Below are 22,277 nucleotides of genomic sequence, written 5' to 3'. Positions count from 1 at the left end.
TTCAGGCCGGAAAGCGGGGGGACAGACTCTGCTCATCCAGCCTGTCCGCCCAGCCCTGCAGGCGAACCGTGCGCACGCCCTGCGCATCCACACTCAGCACCAGATGTAAGGCATCAGGCGGTGTCAGGTCATCCAGCCGCTCCGGCCATTCCACCAGCACAATACCTTCCCGCGCGTCATCCCATCCCAGTTCTTCCAGTTCCTCCGGGCCGCCCAGCCGCCAGAGGTCAAAATGTGACACAGTATAGGCAGGTGCTTCATAGGTTTGTACAAGTGTATAGGTCGGGCTGGGCACTTCCAGCGCATCGTTCCCGCAAAAGCAGCGCAGAAAAGCGCGTGCAAAAACACTTTTTCCCGCTCCCAACGGGCCGGAAAGCAACAGGGCATCGCCCGACCGTGCCAGCACCGCCAGCACACGCGCCAGTTGCACGGTTCCTTCTTCACTCTCCAGAACCCGTGTGATGTGTGTCATCCAGCCTCCTGCAAGAACCCCTGCTTCCTTCTTCACATATTACTGCAGTTGGAAACAGGAGGCGATGACCAGACACACCGGAACACTACATCCTGAGCAGCGAAGAACGAGAATTATTTTTCCATTTATGATAATAATGAATTTATAACCCATATTTATATTTTATAGTAATAGACATATGCTTTTTTAGGTCACGCAGATTTTGAAATAAAACTGATATCCGTAAGGATTTCAGTATGAAAAAATATTTATGATCTGCATAATTACACATGCACGGCAGCACAAAAGAGAAATTATAATTCAGTAATATGCATAATAGCCTTGATGTCACCAAAATTTGTTAAGGTTTAAGTTTGTTAAATTCTTGTAATTTATAGAAGAATTTTATTTCCTATTTTCTTTATGAACCTAATACGCATTACATTACTATTTTATATTGAAACTCTTCTAGAATTTGCATTGATGATATTATTTTAATGATTGGGAAATAATTATGTTATTTTTATAAATACACCACTTTTTTGTCTCATTTTCATAAAAAATTTATTCATTCCCGATAGCAAAATGAAAATCAGCCGTTATTATTTTCAACCAGTGATTGCTTTTTTCTGAGCACACAACCAGAAAACGTAATCACCAGACGCCAATCATCTTTGGGGTTAAAAAATGGTTAATTTCTGTTTATCTTTCCAAGAAGGCACGTAAAAATAGATTTCTATGCGCGGATACAACTATAAGGTGTCACGCGCTTCCCAAGGGGGAGGGAACCCGATGCGTATCCTGTTTGCTGAAGACAAAGCAGCGTCTGCTCGCCTGCTTTTGCCAACACTGAAAAAAGCCGGACTTTCTGCTGATTTGGCGCGTTCTGGCAGAAACGCCATCGAAATGCTGCGGAACTATGATTACGGCCTTGCCGTTATTGATCTGAATCTGCCGGATATGGATGGCTATCAAGTCATCAGTTCTCTGCGTTTACTGAAAATTTCAACGCCTATCATCATCCTTTCGGCATTGGACCAGCCGGATGCAAAAATCCGGGCTTTTTCCATGGGGGCGGATGATTATCTGATCAAACCGTTTGACCCAGCCGAACTTGTTGCCCGGATTCAGGCCATTCTGCGCCGTTCCAGCGGCTTTGCGCACCCCGTTACCCAGGTGGGAGACCTCCGGCTGGACCTGAACAGCCATACCGTAACCGTGCACGACCAGCCCGTACATCTGACAGGCAAGGAATTTTCCATCCTTGAGCTGCTGGTTCTGCGCAAAGGTGTCGCGCAGACCAAGGAAACATTCCTCAACCATCTGTACGGAGGGCGCGATGAACCGGACATCAAGATCATTGATGTTTTCATCTGCAAGCTTCGGAAAAAACTTCAGGCTGCTGGCGCTGATAACCTGATTTCAACCGTATGGGGCCGAGGCTATATCCTGCATGACCCAAAAGCCAGAAAGGCGTCTCTTCCAGCAGGACAGATAATCCCGATGCCCGCCATGATTGAACACCAGCAGTTTCAGGCTGTAGGAGACTGATTTTTTAGAAAAATACTCTGATTTAAACAGGTTTTTCATACCATCTGTGCGCATGCCATAATGGCCCGGCTCCCCCCCCGAGTCCGGGCGCAGCCAGAATTGCCTGCCGCACATAAAGACGGGCCTGCTCGACCGCCCGGCGCAGCGGGAGTTTTTGCGCCAGCCCGGTGGCCAGTGCACTGGCCAGCGTGCACCCTGTACCATGCGTGTGGCGCGTGGCGATACGCGTGTCGTAAAACTCTTTGAAGCCACAATCATCCAGCAAAACATCCACCAGCGTTTCCCCGGCAAGATGTCCGCCTTTAACCAGAACGGCAGCACCACTTTCCGCACGCAGCGTCTGCGCGGCAAGGCGCATGTGTTCAACAGATGTGACTGTCATACCTGTCAGTTTTTCCGCTTCCGGCAGATTGGGAGTCAGCACTGTTGCCAGAGGAAAAAGCCGGGTTTTCAGGCCGGACAACGCGGCTTCGGCCAGAAGACTGGCGCCCCCCTTTGCAACCATTACCGGATCTACAACAACAGGGCACGCACCATACATAGTGCGGTAGCGGGAAATTTCTTCACAAACACACTGGATTTCATCACCCCCGCCCAGCATTCCGGTCTTGATGGCATCCGCCCCCAGATCCTCCAGCACACAGCGTATCTGCTCGCGCAGGAAGGCGGTTGGCACAGGTAGGATATCCCGCACCCCTTGCGTGTTCTGCGCGGTCAGCGCCGTGATGGCTGTCATGGCATAGCCACCCAGCGCCGTGATGGTCTTGATATCGGCCTGAATGCCCGCCCCGCCGCCCGAGTCGCTTCCCGCAATGGACAGAACACGCGCGGGTTTTTCCTGTTTCATGTCCATTTTCTGGCGGTACCCCTCAGTGCTTCAGGCCGGAACGTTAACGGCCTGAAGCGCCTCACACATCTGCCTGACGGCTTCATCCACCAGAGCAGCATCTTCCGCTTCCGCCATCACCCGCACCAGCGGTTCCGTACCACTTTTACGCAGCAGCAGGCGCCCGCGGCCGGCAAGCATCTGCTCCACCTCTCTCTGCCGGGCCTGCACGCTTTCCGCTTCCAGCGGAGAGACACCGCTGAAGCGTACATTCTGCAGTTTCTGCGGGAACGGCGTGAACAGGCGGCAGACTTCGCTGGCCGGGCGGCCATCTTCCACCAGCACGGCCAGAATCTGCAGGGCGGCAATCAGGCCATCCCCCGTTGTGGCAAAATCTGTCAGCACCATATGGCCGGACTGCTCACCCCCGACATTGCAGCCCAGCTCGCGCATCCGCTCCACCACGTAGCGGTCCCCCACCGCGGTCCGCTCCAGACCCACATCGAGCGTATTCAAAAAACGCTCCAGCCCCATGTTGGACATCACCGTTGCCACAACAGATTGCCCCACCAGACGCCCGTCACGCGCCCAGGAGTGGGCGATAAGAGCGAGAATCTGGTCTCCATCAATCAGATTTCCGGTTTCATCCGCAATCAGGACGCGGTCCGCATCACCATCCAGCGCAATCCCCAGATGCGCGCCATGCTGCACAACTGCCTGACACAGGGCTTCAGGGTGCGTGGACCCACATTTTTCATTGATGTTGACACCATCAGGCTCACAGCCAATGCGGATCACCTCCGCGCCCAGTTCCCACAGAGCCGTGGGGGCAACGCGGTATGCCGAGCCATTGGCACAGTCGAGCACGATTTTCATGCCGTCCAGACGCAGCTTGCGCGGGAAAGACGCCTTTGCACTTTCCACATAGCGCCCGGCGGCATCATTCAGGCGCGAGGCCCGGCCAATCTGGCGGGGTTTCGCCAGACGGTCCGTCAGGTCCATGTCCATCAGGGTTTCGATATCAATTTCATTCTGGTCAGACAGCTTGAACCCGTCCGGACCAAACAGCTTGATCCCGTTATCACCAAACGGATTGTGCGAAGCTGAAATCATCACGCCCAGATCCGCCCGCAGGGAGCGTGTCAGCATGGCAATGGCGGGGGTGGGCAGAGGCCCCACAAGCGTGACATCCATCCCGGCGGACAGAAACCCCGCCACCAGAGCACTCTCGATCATATAGCCGGAAAGGCGTGTGTCCTTCCCGAGCAGAACACGGTGCCGGTGCGCTCCGCGTGTAAAATGCAGCCCTGCGGCCTGCCCCAGTTTCAGGGCGATATCGACTGTCATAGGCGCGATGTTTGCGGTTCCGCGAATTCCATCTGTCCCGAAAAGACGTCTCATCCTGCCTATTCCAATCTTGTTTTGTGACGTCTGCGCCCTCTCCGCCCTTCTGCTCCCCAGAGCCCGCAGTGCTGACGCATGTCTGTTTTCTCTTCACTAAAACGGTTTCCCACCTGAAGGAACCGTAAGGTTCGGTCTCAGGCGCTTTTTTCAGGCCGCATGAACGTGCTGCCAGACCCGCAGAGCCTGCACCATTCCCTCCACCGCATGCACACGCAACACGCTCTGGCCAAGAGCCATGGCCTCAAGAGAGGCCGCCTGTGTGCCCGCATCCCGCCCGGCGGGGTCCGTAATGCCTGTTATCTCGCCAATCATCCGCTTGCGGGAAAGCCCCAGCACCACCCGGCACCCCAGATTGGCCAGCAACGGCAAACGGCTGAGCAGAGCCGTATTCTGGGCCGTATTTTTTGCAAACCCGATCCCGGGGTCCACACTCAGGCGCTCTGGCGCAATGCCCGCCTGTATGGCCGCATTCAGCCGGACTCCCAGCTCGCGCACCACCTCGCACGCTACATCGTCATAAACAGCATGGTCCATCATGGTGGCAGGCGTGCCACGCATGTGCATCAGCACAACACCGCAGTGCTCCCGGGCCAGAAGGGGCAGCGCCTGCGGATCATGCGTCAGGGCGGAGACATCGTTAATCACATCGGCACCGGCCGCCAGAGCCTGCGCCATAACAGCACTGTTCCGGGTATCAATGGAAAGGGTTGCGCCCGGCGCTACCTGTTTCAGCGCCCGCACCACCGGCCCGATACGCGCCCACTCCTCCTCCGGCGTGACAACCGCAGCACCGGGGCGTGTGCTCTCACCGCCAATATCCAGAATGCCCGCACCGGCGGCATGCAGATCAAGCCCCGCTTGCACGGCCCGTGCGGTGTCCAGATGCAGCCCGCCATCACTGAAGCTGTCCGGGGTAACGTTCAGAATTCCCATCACCTGCGCGCCTTCCGGCATTCCGGCGGAAGGCGGTTTCCGGACAAGACGCGCCAGACACTCCTGCCAGTCCGCCGGAACCGCCGAGACAGGCATGAAGCCGGTATGGGTCGCGCCCTCTATCAGGTCCACACAGGTAAAGGCCGCAGGGCCGCCCGCCAGCGGGAGAGCATGGCCGCGCCTGACAGCATCCTCCGCCGCACGGCCATACAGCAGGCCCGCAGGCTCTGCGAGACGCCAAAAATCCATTCCTGCCTCTCTCCCGCAATGCAAAAGAGGCGGCATTGCTGCCGCCCCTCCTGTTTCTTTCCGCTCGTCCTGTTGGCGTGGGCCTCAGCCCAGCTGCGGGACCGGGTTCATCCCGCTGCCTTCACCACCCTCGGGTTTGTCACCCTGCTGGCCGATTTCCGGACCGGAAACCTGCGGCACGGATGAACGGCGGTTGACCGGCGTGCTCTCATCCGTTTCAACCCGCTCAATCGGCTGGCCACGCATGATCTGGCGAATATCTTCCCCGCTCAGAGTCTCATATTCCAGCAGGGCTTCCGCCAGACGGTGCAGTTCATCCACATGGTCATGCAGATAGGTGCGGGCCTGATCATACGCCTCATCAATCAGACGCTTGATTTCAGAATCAATTTCCTTGGCCGTGTGCTCGGAGAAATTCTTCGCAGCACCGCCGAAGAACATGCCGCCACCGCCCTGATCATCATTGGCGTAGGCAATCATGCCAACCTTTTCGCTCATACCCCATTCAGTCACCATGCTGCGGGCCACGCGGGTTGCCATCTGGATGTCGCCCATGGCGCCATTGCAGATATTGTCTTTCCCGTAGACAACTTCCTCCGCCACGCGGCCGCCCATGGCAACCACCAGATGAGCAATGCAGTTCTTCTTGCTCATGGACAGGCGGTCACCCTCAGGCAGACGCATGACCATGCCCAGCGCCCGGCCACGGGGGATGATGGTGGCCTTATGGATGGGCTCACTCTCCGGCACCAGCACCGCCGTAATGGCGTGACCGGCTTCGTGATACGCCGTGCGCTTCTTTTCCTCATCATTCATGACAAGAGACCGGCGCTCGGCCCCCATCAGAACCTTGTCCTTCGCATCTTCAAACTCACGCATGGACACGGTGCGCTTGCCCAGACGGGCCGCGGCCAGAGCGGCCTCGTTCACCAGATTGGCAAGGTCCGCGCCCGAGAAGCCCGGCGTGCCGCGGGCAATAATGCGCGGGTCCACATCAGACGCCAGCGGCACCTTGCGCATATGCACGCGCAGGATTTTCTCACGGCCCGCCACATCCGGGTTCGACACCACAACCTGCCGGTCAAACCGGCCGGGGCGCAGCAGGGCGGGGTCCAGCACATCGGGGCGGTTGGTGGCGGCAATCAGGATCACACCCTCATTGCTTTCAAACCCGTCCATCTCGACCAGCATCTGGTTCAGGGTCTGCTCACGCTCATCATTCCCGCCACCAAGGCCCGCGCCACGATGGCGGCCCACGGCATCAATTTCATCAATAAAGATAATGCACGGGGCAGCCTTCTTCCCCTGCTCGAACATGTCACGCACGCGGGATGCACCTACACCCACGAACATTTCCACAAAATCAGAGCCGGAAATGGTGAAGAACGGGACATTGGCTTCCCCTGCAATGGCGCGTGCCAGCAGGGTTTTCCCTGTGCCCGGCGGGCCAACCAGCAGCACGCCCTTGGGGATCTTGCCACCCAGACGGGTAAATTTCTGCGGGTCTTTCAGGAAGTCGACAATTTCCTGAAGCTCGCCCTTGGCTTCATCAATCCCCGCGACATCATCAAAGGTCACGCGCCCCTGCTTTTCTGTCAGCATCTTGGCGCGGGACTTGCCAAAGCCCATGGCCCGGCCACCTCCACCCTGCATCTGGCGCATCATGAACACCCAGACACCAACCATCAGGATAATGGGCAGGGCATTCAGGAAATAACGCAGCAGCGGGCTACCTTCCTGATCAAGCGGCTTGGCCACAACCTCAACGCCCTTACCCGTCAGGCGGGAAACAAGGGACGGGTCCTGCGGCGCAAATGTTTCAAAAGCCGTGCCATCAGTCAGCGTGCCGGAAATATTCTGGTTCTGCATCACAACGGACCGGACATGCCCGGTATCAACGTCTGTAATGAAATCAGAATACGCCAGTTGCTGCGCAGCATGCTGTGTGTTCCCCGGCTGGAAAACATCTACAAGCAACAGCAGCAGCACGATGATGCTGACCCAAAGCGCCAAATTGCGGCCTAAATTGTTCATCTTGCCTGTGTTTCCATACCTAGTCGTGCCGGAGCGCCGGAGAACCCCAATCTGAGCGGCAGACGCCCGAAAATGCAACCTCTCCCATCATAAATGGGATGCTGGGCCGATATTCCCACCCCGCACATGACATTTATTATCACTCATTCTTATGATTTATGATCATATGTGATGCGCTGCAAACCATGCGCCCCGTGCCTCCGGCCAGCCATACACGCCGCCGCCTGTTGCAGGAACCGGGGGCTGGAACAGAAAACCGGCCCCCTGAAGTGCCTCTTCCGCCCACCACCCCAGATGCGGGATGCCAACGCGCTGCCCATGCCGCCATAAGGCTGGCAGCGTGGCGCAGAACCGGGCTGGCCACCCTCCCCGCACCGTCCGGTCAAGCCCGAACCCCGCCGGGCCAACCTGCAAACTCTCCCGTGAAACGGATGACGGCAGAAAGAGTTCAAATCGGCCATCCCACCGCGCACCGGCATATGCCGGACCATACGCGTCCATAGCTGCGGCTTCGCGCACCAGAACCCAGCCAGACCGCCAGCGCACCAGTTGCACACCCGCCAGCGTGGCCTCCTGCCCTGCGGCCTGTAGCCGCCGCACCGCTGCCGGAGCGGGAGGATAAATCTGGCCCCCCACACACCGGATCAGCACGGAAAGATCCTCTGGCTCCGGAAGAACCGGCCCGAGGCACACCCAGCCTTCCGGCCTGAATGTGCCCTGTCTGGCAAAGGACATGGTCCGAGAGTCATCCCGCCGCATCCGTGCCGCACCGGCCTGAAGACCTGCACGCCACAGCGCCTCACGCTCATCCTGCTCCCGCAGGCTGTGCCGCACGCGGACACGCCCGGCCTGCATATCCTGATTGGAAGGGTCATCCACCCAAGCCAGCCCGGCACCCCGCAGCGTGTTCCGCAAAGCCTGACGCGAGACATCCAGCAGAGGCCTTACGACCCGCACATCCGGCAGGGCGCTCATCCACGCCATCCCGGCCAGACCCTCCGGCCCGCTGCCCGCCTGATGGCGCATCTGGAGTGTTTCTGCCTGATCATCCGCCTGATGGCCAAGCAGGAGATCAAGGCACCCGGCCTCCCGGCATGCCTGTGCCAGAACAGCATAGCGCGCCTGCCGCGCCCGCTCGGCCACGCCCGGGCCTTTGGTCAGGGTTGTGAGCGTAAGAAGGCGGGCGGGCACACCCATATCGGCCAGCCGCTGCACAGTCAGCCGTGCTTCCTGTGCGGACTCAGCCCGCAACCCGTGGTCCACCACAAAAGCCAGAAGATTTTTACGCCAATGCCGTGCCAGCCAGGCGAGGCACAGGCTATCACCCCCGCCGGAGACGGCCAGAGCCACGGGCGGCAAGGCCGGGTCATCCGGCAGCCATGGCCCCAGTGCCTGCATCCGGGCCACGAAAAACTCCGGTGACACCGGAGCTTCAGAAAAAGGTGCGTCCGACAGGGCGGCCAGAAGTAGACCGCCACTCCTGCTCCCCCTGCCGGAACCCTGCACCGGGTTTAAGGGCAACCGCTCCTGGCAGCCGTTACTGGCAGCCGCCTCGTCCGGCATAAATTTCTGCCGCATGAGACACGCGCTGGGTCGGAGACGGGAATTCAGCTTTCAGTTTGCCAAGAGCCTGACAGGCGGCCTTCTTGTCCCCCAGCGCCAGCAGGGAGGCACTCACACCGAGCAGGGCATCCGGCGCGCGCGCGCTTTTGGGCGACTGACGATAGGCATCGTAATACGCCACGGCAGACTGGCGGTACTGCTTTTCCCCCGCCAGAGACTGAGCCAGCAGAAACTGTGCATCAACCTTGAAGCTGCCTTTTGCATTCTGAAGAGCAGCCTCTGCGTTCTGATGCGCAGTGGCGTAATCCTTCTTCTGCAGGGCGGCTTTTCCGCTGGCCAGAAGGGCATCCGGTGTGGTGGGGGCAGCACGCGGCGCGGCCTCTGCCGCTGCACCAGCAGCGTCTGCGGCAGCAGGAGCCGCAGCGGCGGCACCACCGCCACCGTTCTGGGCTGCAAACTGATTATCCGCAATCTGTTTGGAGAGCGCGGCTGTCTTCTGCTGCAGGTCATTGGTCAGCTGATCAATTTCCCCGCGCATGTCGCGCTGCTGCTGTTCCAGCGTATTCACGCGGTCGAGCAGCTGGGCCGTCAGATCTCCATTTGCGGAAGCCGTTGCAGGTGCTGCGGTTGCGGAAGGCGGAGGCATGGCGCCACCACCCGAAGCCTGAAGCTGGCTCACGGCATCCCGGAGCGCCATAATCTGGTTTTGAAGAGCCAACCCTTCCCGGCTGGTCACATCCTGTGCATGCGCCACTGGTGCCGCGGCGACCAGAACGGTTGCAACAGGCAGACACACGGCCAGAGCACGCCACGATGCGGAAACAGACGTCATCAACCCGCGTTTCATCAAGACCTCACCCTTCCATTAAAAGCGGGCAAGGATTTCATCATTCCTTCCCGAAAAACAAGACAGGAAATACAAAAACAGGCCGGGTGAGATTCACCCGGCCTGCCCTGTAGACTCGCTCGCGAAACGCGCCAGACCTTAGTGAACGGCAGTGATCGCGTTACGGTTCTGGGCCCATGCGCTTTCATCATCACCTTCCTGGGTCGGACGGTCCTTACCGTAGGAGATGGTGGAGATGCGGGAAGAGGCAACACCCTTGGCAACCAGATAGTCACGTGCTGCGTTAGCGCGGCGCTGGCCCAGAGCAATGTTGTATTCTTCCGTGCCACGGTCATCGCAGTTACCGGCGATTTCAACGTTGACCTGCGGATACTGCGCCAGCCATGCAGCCTGCTTGTCCAGCGTTGCCTGTGCTTCAGAGGTCAGGCCGCTTTTGTTCAGGGCGAAGAGCACGCGGTCACCAGCTGTGGCAACCAGATCGGCTTCGCTGCCAGGAACGGGGCCGCTCGGCTGCATAGCCGTCGCTGCACCGCTGGAGTCACCCGTGTTGGCCTTCTCGTGCGCACAGGCAGAAAGAAGAGCAACCATGCTAAGCGCAGCAATATATTTCAGTCTCATGTGTCGGATCCTGAGAACTAGTTCCAACCGGAACTATTCGGAGAGAAAAAACAATTTATGCCTATATCCCCGCGCATTCCTCCGCTCCCCTCCGAAACCATCGAAGAGCCGACGAACTGTGGAGACTACCTTGCCGTAAGCCATAGCTCTTCCTTCCGGTCAAGCATGATCTGATTGCCGCATAGCAGCCCTTGCAAAACCGATGCTGAATAGACACAGCGCCTTGTTCACAGACCCACTCTGGCATTCAACCAAATATTAGCAGAAAATCCGCCAAGGTGCATTTTTAATACTAACAAGACCTTTTGCAGATGGTTCCTGTTCTATTTCGATACTTTTTCTTTACCGGAAAACACGCCTTTCGCAGCACTTTTCGAAGCAAGGCCGTTTTTGTTTTTTGAAGCCCGCTCACACATCGTTTCCTCAAAAAGCCACAAATGGCGCGTTTTGTTGCAGTTTTACGGTGCCCGTTCCCTTTGCGAATCGGGAAAATTCTCCTTTTGAATGTCCGGGCATGCGGGTGCATACCAATGGTTGTATCTTTCCAAAGCGCACCGTCTCGTTGAGCCTGAAAGAACAAAAATAAATTTGCTCTGAATGCGGAACAACAACTGGCCGCCACAGAAGCCCTTGAGGATTCTGTGAAAAATCAAACCAAAGTATTCTCAAAAGTGTAAAAAAAAGCCCCGGGATTGCTCCCGGGGCCTGCTCCTTCTTTATGAAGGTCGCATTACGCGTTGAGCGGAGACCATGCCGGGTCAGACGCCTGCCCCGGTGTCGGCAGAACACGGTCATTAAACCCGGTGATATCCACCATCCCGATAGAGGAGCTGAAGCCAGCGCCCCCTGCTCCGGCACGGCTCTGGCGGCAATAGGCCAGCACGCGTCCGTTCGGGCAGAAGCTCGGGCTTTCCACCGTGAAGCCTTCCGTCATGATACGCTCACCCGTGCCATCAGGCGCCATCACCCCAAGGGAGAAGCTGCCATTGGCAATACGGGTAAAGGCAATCAGATCCCCGCGCGGAGACCAGACCGGAGATCCATAGGTGCCATGACCATAGGAGATCCGCCTCGCCCCGCCACCAGATGCGCTCATGATGTAAAGCTGCGGGCTGCCGCCACGGTCAGAGTTGAACACAATCTGGGACCCATCCGGGCTGAAGCACGGGCTGGTGTCAATCGCGCCGGAAGACGTGATCTGCCGCCGTGACCCTGAACCCAGATCCACCACAAACAGGTCCGACCCACCATTACGCGTAACGGACAGCACCACGGAACGGCCATCCGGCGCGAAGCGCGGAGCAAACGAAATGCCCGCGAATTCACCCAGAATCTGCTGCCGCCCGCTGCCCAGATCAAACAGATACACACGCGGGCGGTTGTTGGCGTAGGACATGAACGCCACCTGATCCTTCACCGGGCTGAAACGCGGTGTCAGGGTCAGCCATTTGCCTGCTGTCAGCATCCGGCTGTTGGCGCCGTCCTGATCCATAATGGCCAGGCGCGTGGTCTGATGCGCACGCACGCCAGAACGGGCGATAAACGCGATACGGGTATCAAAATACCCCTTCTCGCCCAGCATCCGCTCATAAATCACATCGCCCACAATATGGGCAATGCGGCGCCAGTTGGCCGCGATGGTGGTGTAGGCTGTGCCCTGAATCTGCTGCTGGGTCAGCACATCCCACAGGCGCATTTCAACACGGACGGACCCGCTGCCGGACACGCTTCCCGTCACCAGCGCATGCGCGCCCATGGATTTGGCCGTTGCAAAATCCGGAGCGCCGGAGCTGGCCCCTCCGGGAATAACCTTGAACAGGCCGGTGTTCGTCAGATCGTTGGTCAGCACTTCGGTAATCTGTGCGCCAAGGCCGCCGCCAAATGTCGGCAGGATAATCGGGATCGGGGCCGTGCGGGCCTGATCAACCGTAATTTCCGCCTCCGGAGCCGCAGCAGGGGCCGCCATGCCGGGAAGAGGGGTCATCAACAGGCCACCGGCGGCAACACTGGCCCCCATCAGCGTGCGACGACCGAGTGCTGCAACCAGTGTCTCGGCTTCCTGATCAGAAATAAGCGGTCTTGTACTCGTAAGCATCAATTCTTCCTCCAGGTGGCCTGATCAAGGCCTGAACACAAATTTCAACTGCCGGGTCTGCCCCAGAAGATTTTTGGGAATGGGCAGTTTTGAACAGGTGGGGCTGAGAACAGCCGCCCGGGCCCGCTCCGCCAGTGCCCGGTATGAGGGATCTGCATTCATCTGAGCCTGAGTCTGCGGAGCAAACTGCACAATACGAGCCTCACCCGTGGCATCCACCGTCACAATAAGGTGCGCGACAAACGTGGCATAATTTTTGGCGGCCGTATCTTCCGTATAGCAGCGGCGCACAGACCCGCCGATGGCCTTCTGATCTCCGGCGGAAAGGCTGCGGGTAATATCCCCTGTGGGTGAACCGCCGCCGTTGGGCGCACCACCCTGCACAGGATTCGCCTTTGCCTTGGGAGCATGCGTCTGCTTGGTGTCAGACCGGAAGGCATCCAGCGTCTCCAGCAGGGAATGCGAATCCTCCTGCGTTTTCTTCGCCTTGTTGGGCTGCGTGATGTGAGACGGCGTGGGTGTATCCGGCAGGGTATCCGTCGGCTCCGTAACCGGAGAAGGCGGCGCCACGCTGGGCGTCGTCTTCGGCGGTGTGGGCGGAGAGGGCGGCGTTTTCACCACATCCGGAGAAGGCTCTTCCGCTTTGGGCGGCACCGGCGTGTCCGGCAGCTTGTCCTCCTGCGGGGCAGGCGGAGGCGGCACCGGCTGGGGCGGCGGAGGCGGTGGAGGCGCTTCCTCGTTCGGAACATCCTTGGGGGGTTCCGGCGAAGGCGGCGCATCATTGGGCACAGGGGCCGGGGGTGGAGCAGGCGTGGGTGAGGGCTGGCTGGCTTTGGCCGGAGAGCCGCCAGAATCAGGAGCCTCAAACTGCATTTCCACCACCGGAGGAGGTTCTTCCTCCGGTTTAGGGGCAGGCAGGGAAACCAGAAGGGCCAGCAGAAGCGCAATATGCGCCCCGCCGGACAGGTACAGGCACCGCCTCAACACATTCGGTTCGGAACGGCGTTGCCGCACCATGATCTTCTCCGCCTCTCTGCGCAGGAGAGAATGAATTAATGGCCGCTGCTGGCGGGTTGTTGCGCCAGCAGAGCCACATGAGTAAAGCCGCCTTCCGTTATCTGCCCCATAACCTGCATCACGCGCCCATAATCAATATGGGCATCACCCCGCACGAAAATGCGGTGTGACGGGTCATTGTTCGAGGCAGCCTTCAGCTGGGCAACCAGCTGCTCGGGCGACACTTCGGAATCCCCAAGATACAGGCTGCCATCCGCCCGGATGGAGACAGTGATGGGCTTGGTATCGGAATTGATAGGCTTTGCGTCTGTCTTGGGCAGATCAACATTAACGCCGCTGGTCAGCATGGGGGATGTGACCATGAAGATAATCAGCAGCACCAGCATGACGTCGACCATCGGCGTCACGTTGATTTCAGCCATCGGACGCCTGCGACGGCGCCCGCTCCCTCCCGACGGCATGCCCATGGTTCAGGCCCTTTCTTCGGACTGGCGGGACAGAATGGCAGCAAACTCGGTGCCAAAGCCCTCCAGCCGGTCCTGGAACAGGTCCAGACTGTTGCTGATAACGTTATAGGCCACATAGGACGGCACCGCTGTCAGCAGGCCGATGGCTGTGGCGAACAGGGCTTCTGAAATACCCGGAGCCACAACACTCAGGTTGGTGTTGTGCATGGCGGCAATGGCGCTGAAGGAGTGCATGATACCCCACACGGTGCCAAACAGCCCGACAAACGGCGCAACCGGGCCAACGGTGGCCAGAAACACAACCCAGCGACGCAGGCGGTCCATCTCCCGCGTGACCGTAATGCCAATGGCACGGTCCACACGTTCCTTCACGCCTCCGCGCACCAGATCCACGCCCGGAATCCGGGCAGAGCGACGCCATTCACCCATGGCCGCGCCAAAAACGGCCGCCAGCGGGTGCACCGGCTTCGCGCCATCGCTCTCATACAGATCATCCAGGCTGCCGCCGGACCAGAAACGGTCTTCAAAGGCTGAGGCCTGTTTGTTGATCCGCCGGAGCGTGACAATTTTATCGAAAATAATGGCCCAGACCATCACGCTACAGAGCACCAGTCCGAGCATGACCAGTTTGACCATCAGGGAGGCATTCATAAACAGCCCCCACACCGACAGGTCTCCCGCCGCTGCTACGCCGAGATTTGCCGCGTCAACCGCACGATCCAAAAACGCCTCCTGCCTCTGCGCCCGTCACGGGCAACCTGTCTGCGACTCGGGCTTTGCTCAATGCGTCCCGGTCGTGCCGTATTTACTGTCTTCCGTGCAAAAGCAGAAGAGGCCTGCTAGGCCTCTTCTGCAAGTCCGCGCAAAAGATCACGCCATAACGGCGGAAATCGGGCAGGACGGCCATCTTCAGCACGCACGCAGGCCAGCTTTACATCCACGCGTGCGCAAAAAACACCATCACGGGTAAAAACCTGCTCCAGCCTGCAACTGGCCGCCCCCTGTTCCAGCAAACGCGTGGTGATGGTTGTCACATCATCCAGCTTCAGCGGCACGCGGTAATTGAGGGTGGCATCATGCACGACAAACACCAGCCCGAAGTCACTCAGGAGGGACGCCGCCGGCATGCCAAGGCTGCGGATGGCCTCTGTGCGCGCCCGCTCGGCAAACGCCAGATAGCGGGCATGATAGACAATACCCCCGGCATCCGTGTCTTCATAATAAATGCGGAAATCAATGGAATGCGTGGTCATGCGCCATCCTCGTCGTCAGGCAAAAGATCCATCTGGGCACAATACGCCCCGCCCTGCGGTTCATCCGGTCGGGCCGGGGGGGACAGACCAAGGTGCCGCCAGCCTCGCTCCCCCAGCACACGCCCCCGGCTGGTACGCAGAACCAGCCCTTCCTGAATCAGGTAGGGTTCAATCACATCTTCCAGCGTATCCCGCGCTTCCGCCAGAGCCGCCGCGAGCGTTTCCACCCCGACCGGCCCCCCGTGGTGATACTCCGCAATGCGGCGTAGATAGCGCCTGTCCATAGCGTCCAGCCCCAGCGCATCCACTTCAAGGCGGCTGAGGGCAGCATCCGCCACCTCCCGGCTGACAGGTGCTCCGCCGGGGGCAATCACCACCGCAAAGTCCCGCACGCGGCGCAGCAGCCGCCCGGCGATACGCGGTGTTCCGCGTGAGCGCCGGGCAATTTCTTCCGCTCCCGCCTCTGTCAGGATGAAGCCAAGCTTTTCCGCACCCCGCGCCACAATGGCCCGCAATTCGTCCGGCGTGTAAAACACCAGCCGCAGAGGAATGCCAAACCGGTCCCGCAGCGGCGTTGCCAGCAGCCCGGCGCGCGTGGTGGCGGCCACAAGGGTAAAGGGTGGGAGATCAATCCGCACGGAGCGCGCCGCCGGACCTTCACCGATAATCAGATCGAGCTGGAAGTCCTCCATCGCGGGATAGAGAATTTCCTCAATGGCCGGCTGAAGGCGATGGATCTCATCAATAAACAGCACATCCCGCGGCTGAAGATTGGTGAGAATGGCGGCAAGATCGCCCGCTCGCTGGATGACCGGCCCGGACGTTGCACGAAAGCCCACCCCGAGTTCCCGTGAGACAATCTGGGCCAGCGTGGTCTTGCCCAGCCCCGGCGGGCCGTGCAGCAGGACATGGTCCAGCGCCTCACCACGCTGCCGGGCGGCGGCGATAAAAATCGAAAGATTTTCACGGCTGGCTTTCTGGCCGGTAAAATCAGCCAGTGTCTGGGGGCGAAGAGACGCCTCCCCCCCATCCTCATCCCGGCGGGAGGGGTCAATCTCCCGGTCAGGAGAAAAGCCCGGGCCACTCCCCATGCCGCTCACCGCGCCAGCGCCTTCAGGCTTTCACGGAGCACCGTATCCAGAGAAGCCGCTGCTCCCTCCTCCTCCAGCAGGCGCATGACCACTGGAGCCGCCTCGGCCCGACGGAAGCCAAGGCCCGCCAGAGCCAGCAGGGCATCCGCTTCAATACCGCCTCCGGGCGTGGCACCGGCCGGCACCATCATGCCTCCGCCCCCGCCGGGCATTTTCCCGGCACGGTCACGCAGCTCTGTCAGAATCCGCTCGGCCAGCCGCCCGCCAACGCCGGGGGCGCGGGTCAGGGTTGCCTTGTCCGATGTGGTCAGCGCCGCCACCAGTTCCCCCGGAGACAGGGTGGAGAGCATGCCCAGCGCGACTTTCGCGCCCACGCCCTGCACGCTGGTCAGCAGGCGAAACCATTCGCGCTCCGCACTTTCCACAAAGCCGTACAGCAGAATCGCATCTTCCCGCACCACGGTTTCAACCAGTACGCGGGCTTTTTCCGGCGGATGCGGCAAGGCCGCCAGAGTGCGGGTTGAGGCCGCTACCAGATAACCAACGCCATTCACGTCGATCACGCAGCTCCCCAACTCGACCTGAATGACCAGCCCACTCAGAAACGCAATCATGCCATTCGTACTCCGGCCGCAATATGGCGCGCGCTGGCCCGATGGTGTGCGTGGCAAATAGCGATTGCCAGCGCATCAGACGCATCGGCTCGTGCCACCTTAACCCCCGGCAGAAGGCGGCGCACCATCATTTCAACCTGATCCTTATCTGCGGAGCCTGTCCCGACCACAGCCTTCTTGACCGCCAGCGCGCCATATTCCGCAACATACAGGCCGGCCATCGCCGGTGCCAGCAAGGCCACACCACGCGCATAGCCCAGCTTGAGCGTGGCGGTGCCGTTCCGGTTGACATAGGTCTCTTCCACCGCGGCTTCCGCCGGGTTGAGACGGTCAATCAGGAGGGTCAGATTTTCATGCAGGACTTTCAGCCGGTCTGGCACGCTGTCCGCACTGTTGGTTGCGATCACGCCGTTTTCAACGTGCCGCAACCGGTTCCCTTCGACATCAATCACGCCCCAGCCTGTAAAGCGCAGGCCGGGGTCAATGCCGAGCAGGCGTACCACCGTCAGGCTGACAGTTTTTCGGCAAGTTCGTCCGAAAGATCAAAGTTGGCATAGACGTTCTGCACGTCATCATGATCTTCCAGCACGTCCAGCAGCTTGAACAGGGTGCGGGCATTGTCTTCATCAAGGCTGATGGTGTTTTCCGGGCGCCAGTCCAGCTTGGCGTTTTCCGGTTCACCAAAGCGCGTTTCCAGAGAATCGCGCACCGTGAAGAAGGCTTCAATCTCACAGGTGATTTCGTGCGTGGTGCCGGAAGACACGACATTGTCCGCCCCGGCTTCAATCGCGGCTTCCAGCATGTCGTCTTCAGACGCCACGGAAATCGGATAGGTGATAACCCCCAGACGCCGGAACATGAAGGAAACGGAATTGGCTTCCCCCATGGACCCGCCATATTTGGAGAACGCCGCCCGCACGTCAGACGCCGTGCGGTTCCGGTTATCTGTCAGGCCTTCAACAATCACCGCAACGCCCGCCGGGCCATACCCCTCGTAACGGACTTCAATATAGTCTTCACCACCCGCCGCGCCGGAGGCTTTTTTAATGGCGCGGTCAATGGTGTCCTTGGGCATGTTCACTTCACGCGCCGCGGTAATGGCGGAACGCAGGCGCGGGTTGGACCCCGGCTCAGGCAGACCGGAGCGCGTCGCAACAGTCAGTTCGCGGATAATCTTGGCGAACTGCTTGGCACGCTTGGCATCCTGCGCACCCTTGCGGTGCATGATGTTCTTAAACTGGGAATGACCAGCCATATTTCCTTACCCTGTCCGTCGGCCCCGGCGCGTCTTTAAACCAGACGGCCGTGGCAATGCTTGAATTTTTTCCCTGAGCCGCACGGGCACAGTGCGTTGCGCGGCGTTTCCCCCCAGCTTGAGGGATCATCCGGCATGATGGCACTGCCACCGATAGGCGTTGCCATTTCCGGAGCGGCTCCGGGGGAAAGGCCGGGGCCGGGTTCTGAGGCAAATCCCGGAATTTCGGGGTTGGCATGAATTTCAGCCGTGTTGGCAAACGGGTCTACCGTTTCATGCGGCGCCACTTCCACCCGCGCCATCAGAGACACAACACGTTCGCGCATTTCCTCCAGCATGATGGTGAAAAGCTGGAAGGCTTCGTGCTTGTACTCGTTCAGAGGGTCTTTCTGCCCATACGCCCGCAGGCCAATGCCCTGACGGAGCTGGTCAAGCGCATGCAGATGCTCTTTCCAGACCCCGTCATACGTGGTCATCAGCACCTGTTTCTCAATAAAGCGCATCAGGTCCGGGCCAAGGTTCGCCGCGCGTGCGGCCTGAGCCTGCAAGGCCGCCTGGCTGATCCGGTTGGCCACTTCCTCAGCGTCCATCCCGTCTTCTTTCGCCCAGTCCGCAATCGGCAGATCCAGCGCCAGAACGTCCTGCACGGCCTTGGTCAGCCCTTCGACATTCCACTGCTCGGCAAAAGCCTTCTCGGGAATATGGCGGGCCACCATGGCATCCACCACATCTTCCCGCGCTTCATTGATGATGCCGGATACGTCTTCCGTCGCCATGTATTCCCGGCGCTGTGCGTACACTTCCTTGCGCTGGTCATTCATCACGTCATCATATTTGAGCGTGTTCTTGCGCATGTCGAAGTTGCGGGCTTCAACCTTTTTCTGCGCACGCTCCAGGGCCTTGCTCAGCCAGGGGTGAACAATGGCTTCCCCTTCTTTCATGCCCATTTTCTGGAACATGCCGCCCATGCGGTCAGACCCGAAAATCCGCATCAGGTCATCTTGCAGGGAGATAAAGAAGTGCGAGTTGCCCGGATCACCCTGGCGGCCTGCACGGCCACGCAGCTGGTTATCAATACGGCGGCTTTCATGCCGCTCCGTGCCGATCACAAACAGGCCACCGGCCGCTTTGACAATCTCGTGATGCTGCGCAACGCGCTCACGAATAGCCTGCTCTGCCGCCTCGCGTTCCGGCCCTTCTTCCATGCCGCCCAGCTCCTGGCTGATCAGCATATCCACATTCCCGCCGAGTTTGATGTCCGTCCCACGGCCCGCCATGTTGGTGGCAATGGTGATGGCCCCGGGGGAACCGGCCTGTGCGACAATCTTCGCTTCCAGTTCATGGAAACGGGCGTTCAGCACATTATGGGGGATCCCTTCCTGCTTGAGCAGTTCAGAGAGCGCCTCACTTTTTTCAATGGATGTCGTGCCGACCAGAATAGGCTGGCCGCGTTCATGCACCGTGTGGATCAGCTTGACGACAGCCGCGAATTTTTCGGCTTCCGTCAGATAGATCTCGTCATCCTCATCCTTGCGCGCCACCGGACGGTTGGTGGGAATTTCCACCACATCCAGCTTGTAGATCTCGGCAAACTCATCGGCCTCGGTCATGGCCGTGCCGGTCATGCCGGACAACTTGGGGTAAAGGCGGAAGAAGTTCTGGAAGGTGATGGAGGCGAGGGTCTGGTTCTCCTGCTGAACCTCCACATGCTCCTTGGCTTCCAGCGCCTGATGCAGGCCATCGGAATACCGGCGGCCATCCATCATACGGCCAGTGAATTCATCAATGATGATCACCTTGCCATCGCGCACGATGTAATCCACATCCCGCGCGAACAGCGTATGCGCCCGCAGGGACTGCTGCACATGGTGCACCACCGCCACATGATGCAGGTCATACAGCCCGCCTTCATCCAGCACGCCAGCGCTGCGCAGCAGATCCTCAACCTTGTCGGACCCGGCATCCGTCAGCACGACACTGCGGAATTTCTCATCCTTTTCAAAGGCTTCCGGGTCGCGCACCAGTTGCACCACCACTTCATCCACCGCGCGGTACAGGTCTGAACTGTCTTCAGCCGGGCCGGAGATGATCAGCGGTGTGCGGGCTTCATCGATCAGGATGGAGTCCACCTCATCGACAATGGCATGCCAGAAGGGGCGCTGGACCATCTCTTCCAGGCGATATTTCATGTTATCGCGCAGGTAATCGAAGCCGAATTCGTTGTTGGTGCCGTACGTGATATCCGCAGCGTAGGCTTCACGCCGGGCCTCATCGGGCATGTTGGGCACGATTGTGCCCGTGGTCATCCCCAGGAAACTGTAAAGCCGCCCCATCTCCGCCGCATCACGCGCGGCAAGATAGTCATTCACCGTCACCACATGCACACCCTTGCCGGCCAGTGCGCTGAGATAGACAGCCAGTGTGGCCACCAGCGTCTTGCCCTCACCGGTGCGCATTTCTGCAATCCGGCCGGAATGCATGACCATGCCGCCAATAAGCTGCACATCAAAGTGGCGCATGCCCAGCACACGGCGGGAGGCCTCCCGCGTGACGGCAAAGGCTTCCGGCAGAAGGTCATCCAGAGTGGCGCCCTTGGCCAGCCTTTCCCGGAATTCTACGGTTTTGGCGGCCAGAGCAGCGTCGTCCAGCGCCTGCATCCGGGGTTCCAGGGCGTTGATTTCCGGCACGCGGCGCTGGAACATCTTGAGCGTCCGGTCATTGGCTGTGCCGAACAGGGCGCGGACGAAGCTTGCGAGCATGAAAACCTTTCCGGAACAATGCGTGACCCCTCCTGCTTTGCATCCGGAACCAGACCGGCGAAAACATGAGCAGAACATCAGCATGGAGTGGCTCGGCAGCAAAATAGGACCCGGACCCGCTCTGGTCAACCAAGCACCCTTGTTTCTTCTTGTCCTGCCCTTGTTTCTTCTCTCCTGAATGCCTCAGGGCTTGCGGCGCAGAATAGGCTCCTTCATAGATGAACGTGCATTTCTCCTTTGTTAAAGGTTTGTCCCCATGCGCTTTTCCACCAAGGCTTCAGCTCTTGCAGCCACAGCCCTGATTGCCTCTACCCTTGTTTCCGCGCCCTCTTCTGCGGCTCCGGCTGCAGCTCCGGCCCCGAAGGCCGCGGCTCCCGCAGCCCCGCCGGCAGATCCGAATGCGGTTGTGGCAACAGTCAACGGTGAAAAAATCACGGTGGGTGACGTGCAGGACGCCGTGGGCAACATGCCCGAGCAGATGCGCCAGCTTCCGCCCAACATGATCTACCCGATGCTGATCAACCAGCTGGCGGACCAGAAGGCTATCCAGATCGCCGCTCACAAGGACGGCCTGGAGAAGTCTCCCGACGTCAAGAAAATGATGGACGCGGCTGCGGCCAATGCCCTGCAGAACGCCTGGCTTTCCCGTGAAGTCACGCCGCACCTGACAGACGCCGAAATTCAGGCCTATTATCAGCAGAACTACGCAGGCAAGCCGGCGGAGCAGGAAGTGCATGCCCGCCATATTCTGGTGAAAACGGAAGCAGAAGCGCAGGACGTTATCAAGAAGCTGAAAGCTGGCGAAGACTTTGCCAAGCTGGCCGCTCAGGTTTCCACCGATACGGGCAGCGCCAAGCAGAATGGCGGTGATCTCGGCTGGTTCAAGAAAGGCGACATGATCCCGGCTTTCTCCGATGCCGCCTTCGCCATGAAAAAGGGCGAAATCAGCAGCACACCGGTCAAGAGCCAGTATGGTTTCCATGTCATTCAGGTGCTCGACACCCGGACCGACCCGATCCCGTCTCTGGACTCCGTCAAAGGCAAGATCCGTCAGGCCCTGATCCAGAAATACGTGCGTGAAGCCGTTAACAAGGCAACGGCGGGCGTGAAGATCGTGCGTTTTGACCCCACCACAGGCAAGCCGCTGCCGGATGCACCCGCACCCGCTGCCGCCGCACCTGCGAAAAAATAATTTCTTCCTCCTCCTGACCTGCCCCGCCAGCCTTCTGGCGGGGTTTGCCGCTTCAAGG

The 22,277-nt window shown here is 59.4% G+C and carries 20 protein-coding genes; 2 read left to right on the top strand and 18 right to left on the bottom strand.

Features of this window, described 5'->3' with window-relative positions; all coding sequences use genetic code 11:
- Position 1: 1 nt before the first annotated feature.
- The gene (tsaE, locus tag GOB82_RS04655; RefSeq protein ID WP_166120267.1) at positions 2–472 is read right to left on the bottom strand and encodes a tRNA (adenosine(37)-N6)-threonylcarbamoyltransferase complex ATPase subunit type 1 TsaE; all 471 of its coding nucleotides are present in this window, start codon (positions 470–472) and stop codon (positions 2–4) included.
- A 771-nt stretch (positions 473–1,243) separates the two neighbouring features.
- On the opposite strand from tsaE, the gene GOB82_RS04650 reads away from it, so the two are divergent.
- A complete protein-coding gene (locus GOB82_RS04650) occupies positions 1,244–2,002 on the top strand; it encodes a response regulator transcription factor (RefSeq protein ID WP_166120266.1) in 759 nt (252 codons plus the stop codon).
- A 22-nt stretch (positions 2,003–2,024) separates the two neighbouring features.
- On the opposite strand, the gene thiD is transcribed toward GOB82_RS04650, so the two are convergent.
- The 17 genes from thiD to secA all read right to left on the bottom strand — a co-directional run bounded on the left by thiD (position 2,025) and on the right by secA (position 21,027).
- On the bottom strand, positions 2,025–2,849 hold the full coding sequence (thiD, locus tag GOB82_RS04645; RefSeq protein WP_166120264.1) for a bifunctional hydroxymethylpyrimidine kinase/phosphomethylpyrimidine kinase: 825 nt from the start codon (positions 2,847–2,849) through the stop codon (positions 2,025–2,027).
- Between the two features lie 30 nt (positions 2,850–2,879).
- Complete coding sequence (gene glmM / locus GOB82_RS04640) at positions 2,880–4,229, bottom strand: phosphoglucosamine mutase (protein WP_194300361.1); 1,350 nt, start codon at positions 4,227–4,229, stop codon at positions 2,880–2,882.
- Positions 4,230–4,379: 150 nt separating this feature from the next.
- The gene (gene folP, locus GOB82_RS04635; RefSeq protein ID WP_166120263.1) at positions 4,380–5,414 is read right to left on the bottom strand and encodes a dihydropteroate synthase; all 1,035 of its coding nucleotides are present in this window, start codon (positions 5,412–5,414) and stop codon (positions 4,380–4,382) included.
- 84 nt (positions 5,415–5,498) lie between these two features.
- Positions 5,499–7,448, bottom strand: a complete 1,950-nt coding sequence (ftsH, locus tag GOB82_RS04630; protein ID WP_166120261.1) for an ATP-dependent zinc metalloprotease FtsH — start codon at positions 7,446–7,448, stop codon at positions 5,499–5,501.
- Positions 7,449–7,610: 162 nt separating this feature from the next.
- On the bottom strand, positions 7,611–9,026 hold the full coding sequence (tilS, locus tag GOB82_RS04625; protein WP_242007190.1) for a tRNA lysidine(34) synthetase TilS: 1,416 nt from the start codon (positions 9,024–9,026) through the stop codon (positions 7,611–7,613).
- The gene (locus GOB82_RS04620; protein ID WP_377792267.1) at positions 8,986–9,708 is read right to left on the bottom strand and encodes a tol-pal system YbgF family protein; all 723 of its coding nucleotides are present in this window, start codon (positions 9,706–9,708) and stop codon (positions 8,986–8,988) included. The genes tilS and GOB82_RS04620 overlap by 41 nt, the downstream gene beginning before the upstream one ends.
- A 288-nt stretch (positions 9,709–9,996) precedes the next feature.
- Entirely contained in the window at positions 9,997–10,476 is a 480-nt protein-coding gene (gene pal / locus GOB82_RS04615; RefSeq protein WP_166120258.1) for a peptidoglycan-associated lipoprotein Pal, read from the bottom strand.
- 730 nt (positions 10,477–11,206) lie between these two features.
- A complete protein-coding gene (gene tolB / locus GOB82_RS04610) occupies positions 11,207–12,571 on the bottom strand; it encodes a Tol-Pal system beta propeller repeat protein TolB (RefSeq protein ID WP_166120256.1) in 1,365 nt (454 codons plus the stop codon).
- Between the two features lie 24 nt (positions 12,572–12,595).
- Complete coding sequence (locus tag GOB82_RS04605; protein WP_166120254.1) at positions 12,596–13,588, bottom strand: energy transducer TonB; 993 nt, start codon at positions 13,586–13,588, stop codon at positions 12,596–12,598.
- A gap of 35 nt (positions 13,589–13,623) precedes the next feature.
- Entirely contained in the window at positions 13,624–14,055 is a 432-nt protein-coding gene (gene tolR / locus GOB82_RS04600) for a protein TolR (protein WP_166120253.1), read from the bottom strand.
- Positions 14,056–14,058: 3 nt separating this feature from the next.
- Complete coding sequence (tolQ, locus tag GOB82_RS04595; protein ID WP_166120251.1) at positions 14,059–14,778, bottom strand: protein TolQ; 720 nt, start codon at positions 14,776–14,778, stop codon at positions 14,059–14,061.
- A 116-nt stretch (positions 14,779–14,894) separates the two neighbouring features.
- Positions 14,895–15,308, bottom strand: coding sequence for a YbgC/FadM family acyl-CoA thioesterase (locus GOB82_RS04590; protein WP_166120249.1), 414 nt, complete (start codon positions 15,306–15,308; stop codon positions 14,895–14,897).
- Positions 15,305–16,399 carry a Holliday junction branch migration DNA helicase RuvB gene (ruvB, locus tag GOB82_RS04585; RefSeq protein WP_166120248.1) on the bottom strand — a complete coding sequence of 365 codons (1,095 nt, stop codon included), beginning with the start codon at positions 16,397–16,399 and terminating at the stop codon, positions 15,305–15,307. The genes GOB82_RS04590 and ruvB overlap by 4 nt, the downstream gene beginning before the upstream one ends.
- A gap of 5 nt (positions 16,400–16,404) precedes the next feature.
- Complete coding sequence (gene ruvA, locus GOB82_RS04580; protein ID WP_166120246.1) at positions 16,405–17,013, bottom strand: Holliday junction branch migration protein RuvA; 609 nt, start codon at positions 17,011–17,013, stop codon at positions 16,405–16,407.
- Positions 17,010–17,516, bottom strand: coding sequence for a crossover junction endodeoxyribonuclease RuvC (gene ruvC / locus GOB82_RS04575; protein ID WP_166120244.1), 507 nt, complete (start codon positions 17,514–17,516; stop codon positions 17,010–17,012). The genes ruvA and ruvC overlap by 4 nt, the downstream gene beginning before the upstream one ends.
- Positions 17,517–17,518: 2 nt before the next feature.
- Positions 17,519–18,268 (bottom strand): YebC/PmpR family DNA-binding transcriptional regulator, encoded by a 750-nt coding sequence (locus GOB82_RS04570; protein ID WP_166120242.1) that lies wholly within the window; start codon positions 18,266–18,268, stop codon positions 17,519–17,521.
- 35 nt (positions 18,269–18,303) lie between these two features.
- Positions 18,304–21,027, bottom strand: a complete 2,724-nt coding sequence (secA, locus tag GOB82_RS04565; RefSeq protein ID WP_166120241.1) for a preprotein translocase subunit SecA — start codon at positions 21,025–21,027, stop codon at positions 18,304–18,306.
- Between the two features lie 256 nt (positions 21,028–21,283).
- Here secA and GOB82_RS04560 point away from each other — a divergent pair, with 256 nt between their 5' ends.
- Positions 21,284–22,219 carry a peptidylprolyl isomerase gene (locus GOB82_RS04560; RefSeq protein ID WP_166120239.1) on the top strand — a complete coding sequence of 312 codons (936 nt, stop codon included), beginning with the start codon at positions 21,284–21,286 and terminating at the stop codon, positions 22,217–22,219.
- Positions 22,220–22,277: the final 58 nt, after the last annotated feature.

Source organism: Acetobacter farinalis (assembly GCF_011516935.1).
GTDB classification, from domain to species: domain Bacteria; phylum Pseudomonadota; class Alphaproteobacteria; order Acetobacterales; family Acetobacteraceae; genus Acetobacter; species Acetobacter farinalis.
The sequence above is the reverse complement of the archived record's forward strand: the minus strand, read 5'-3'. Positions and strand labels throughout refer to the sequence as shown.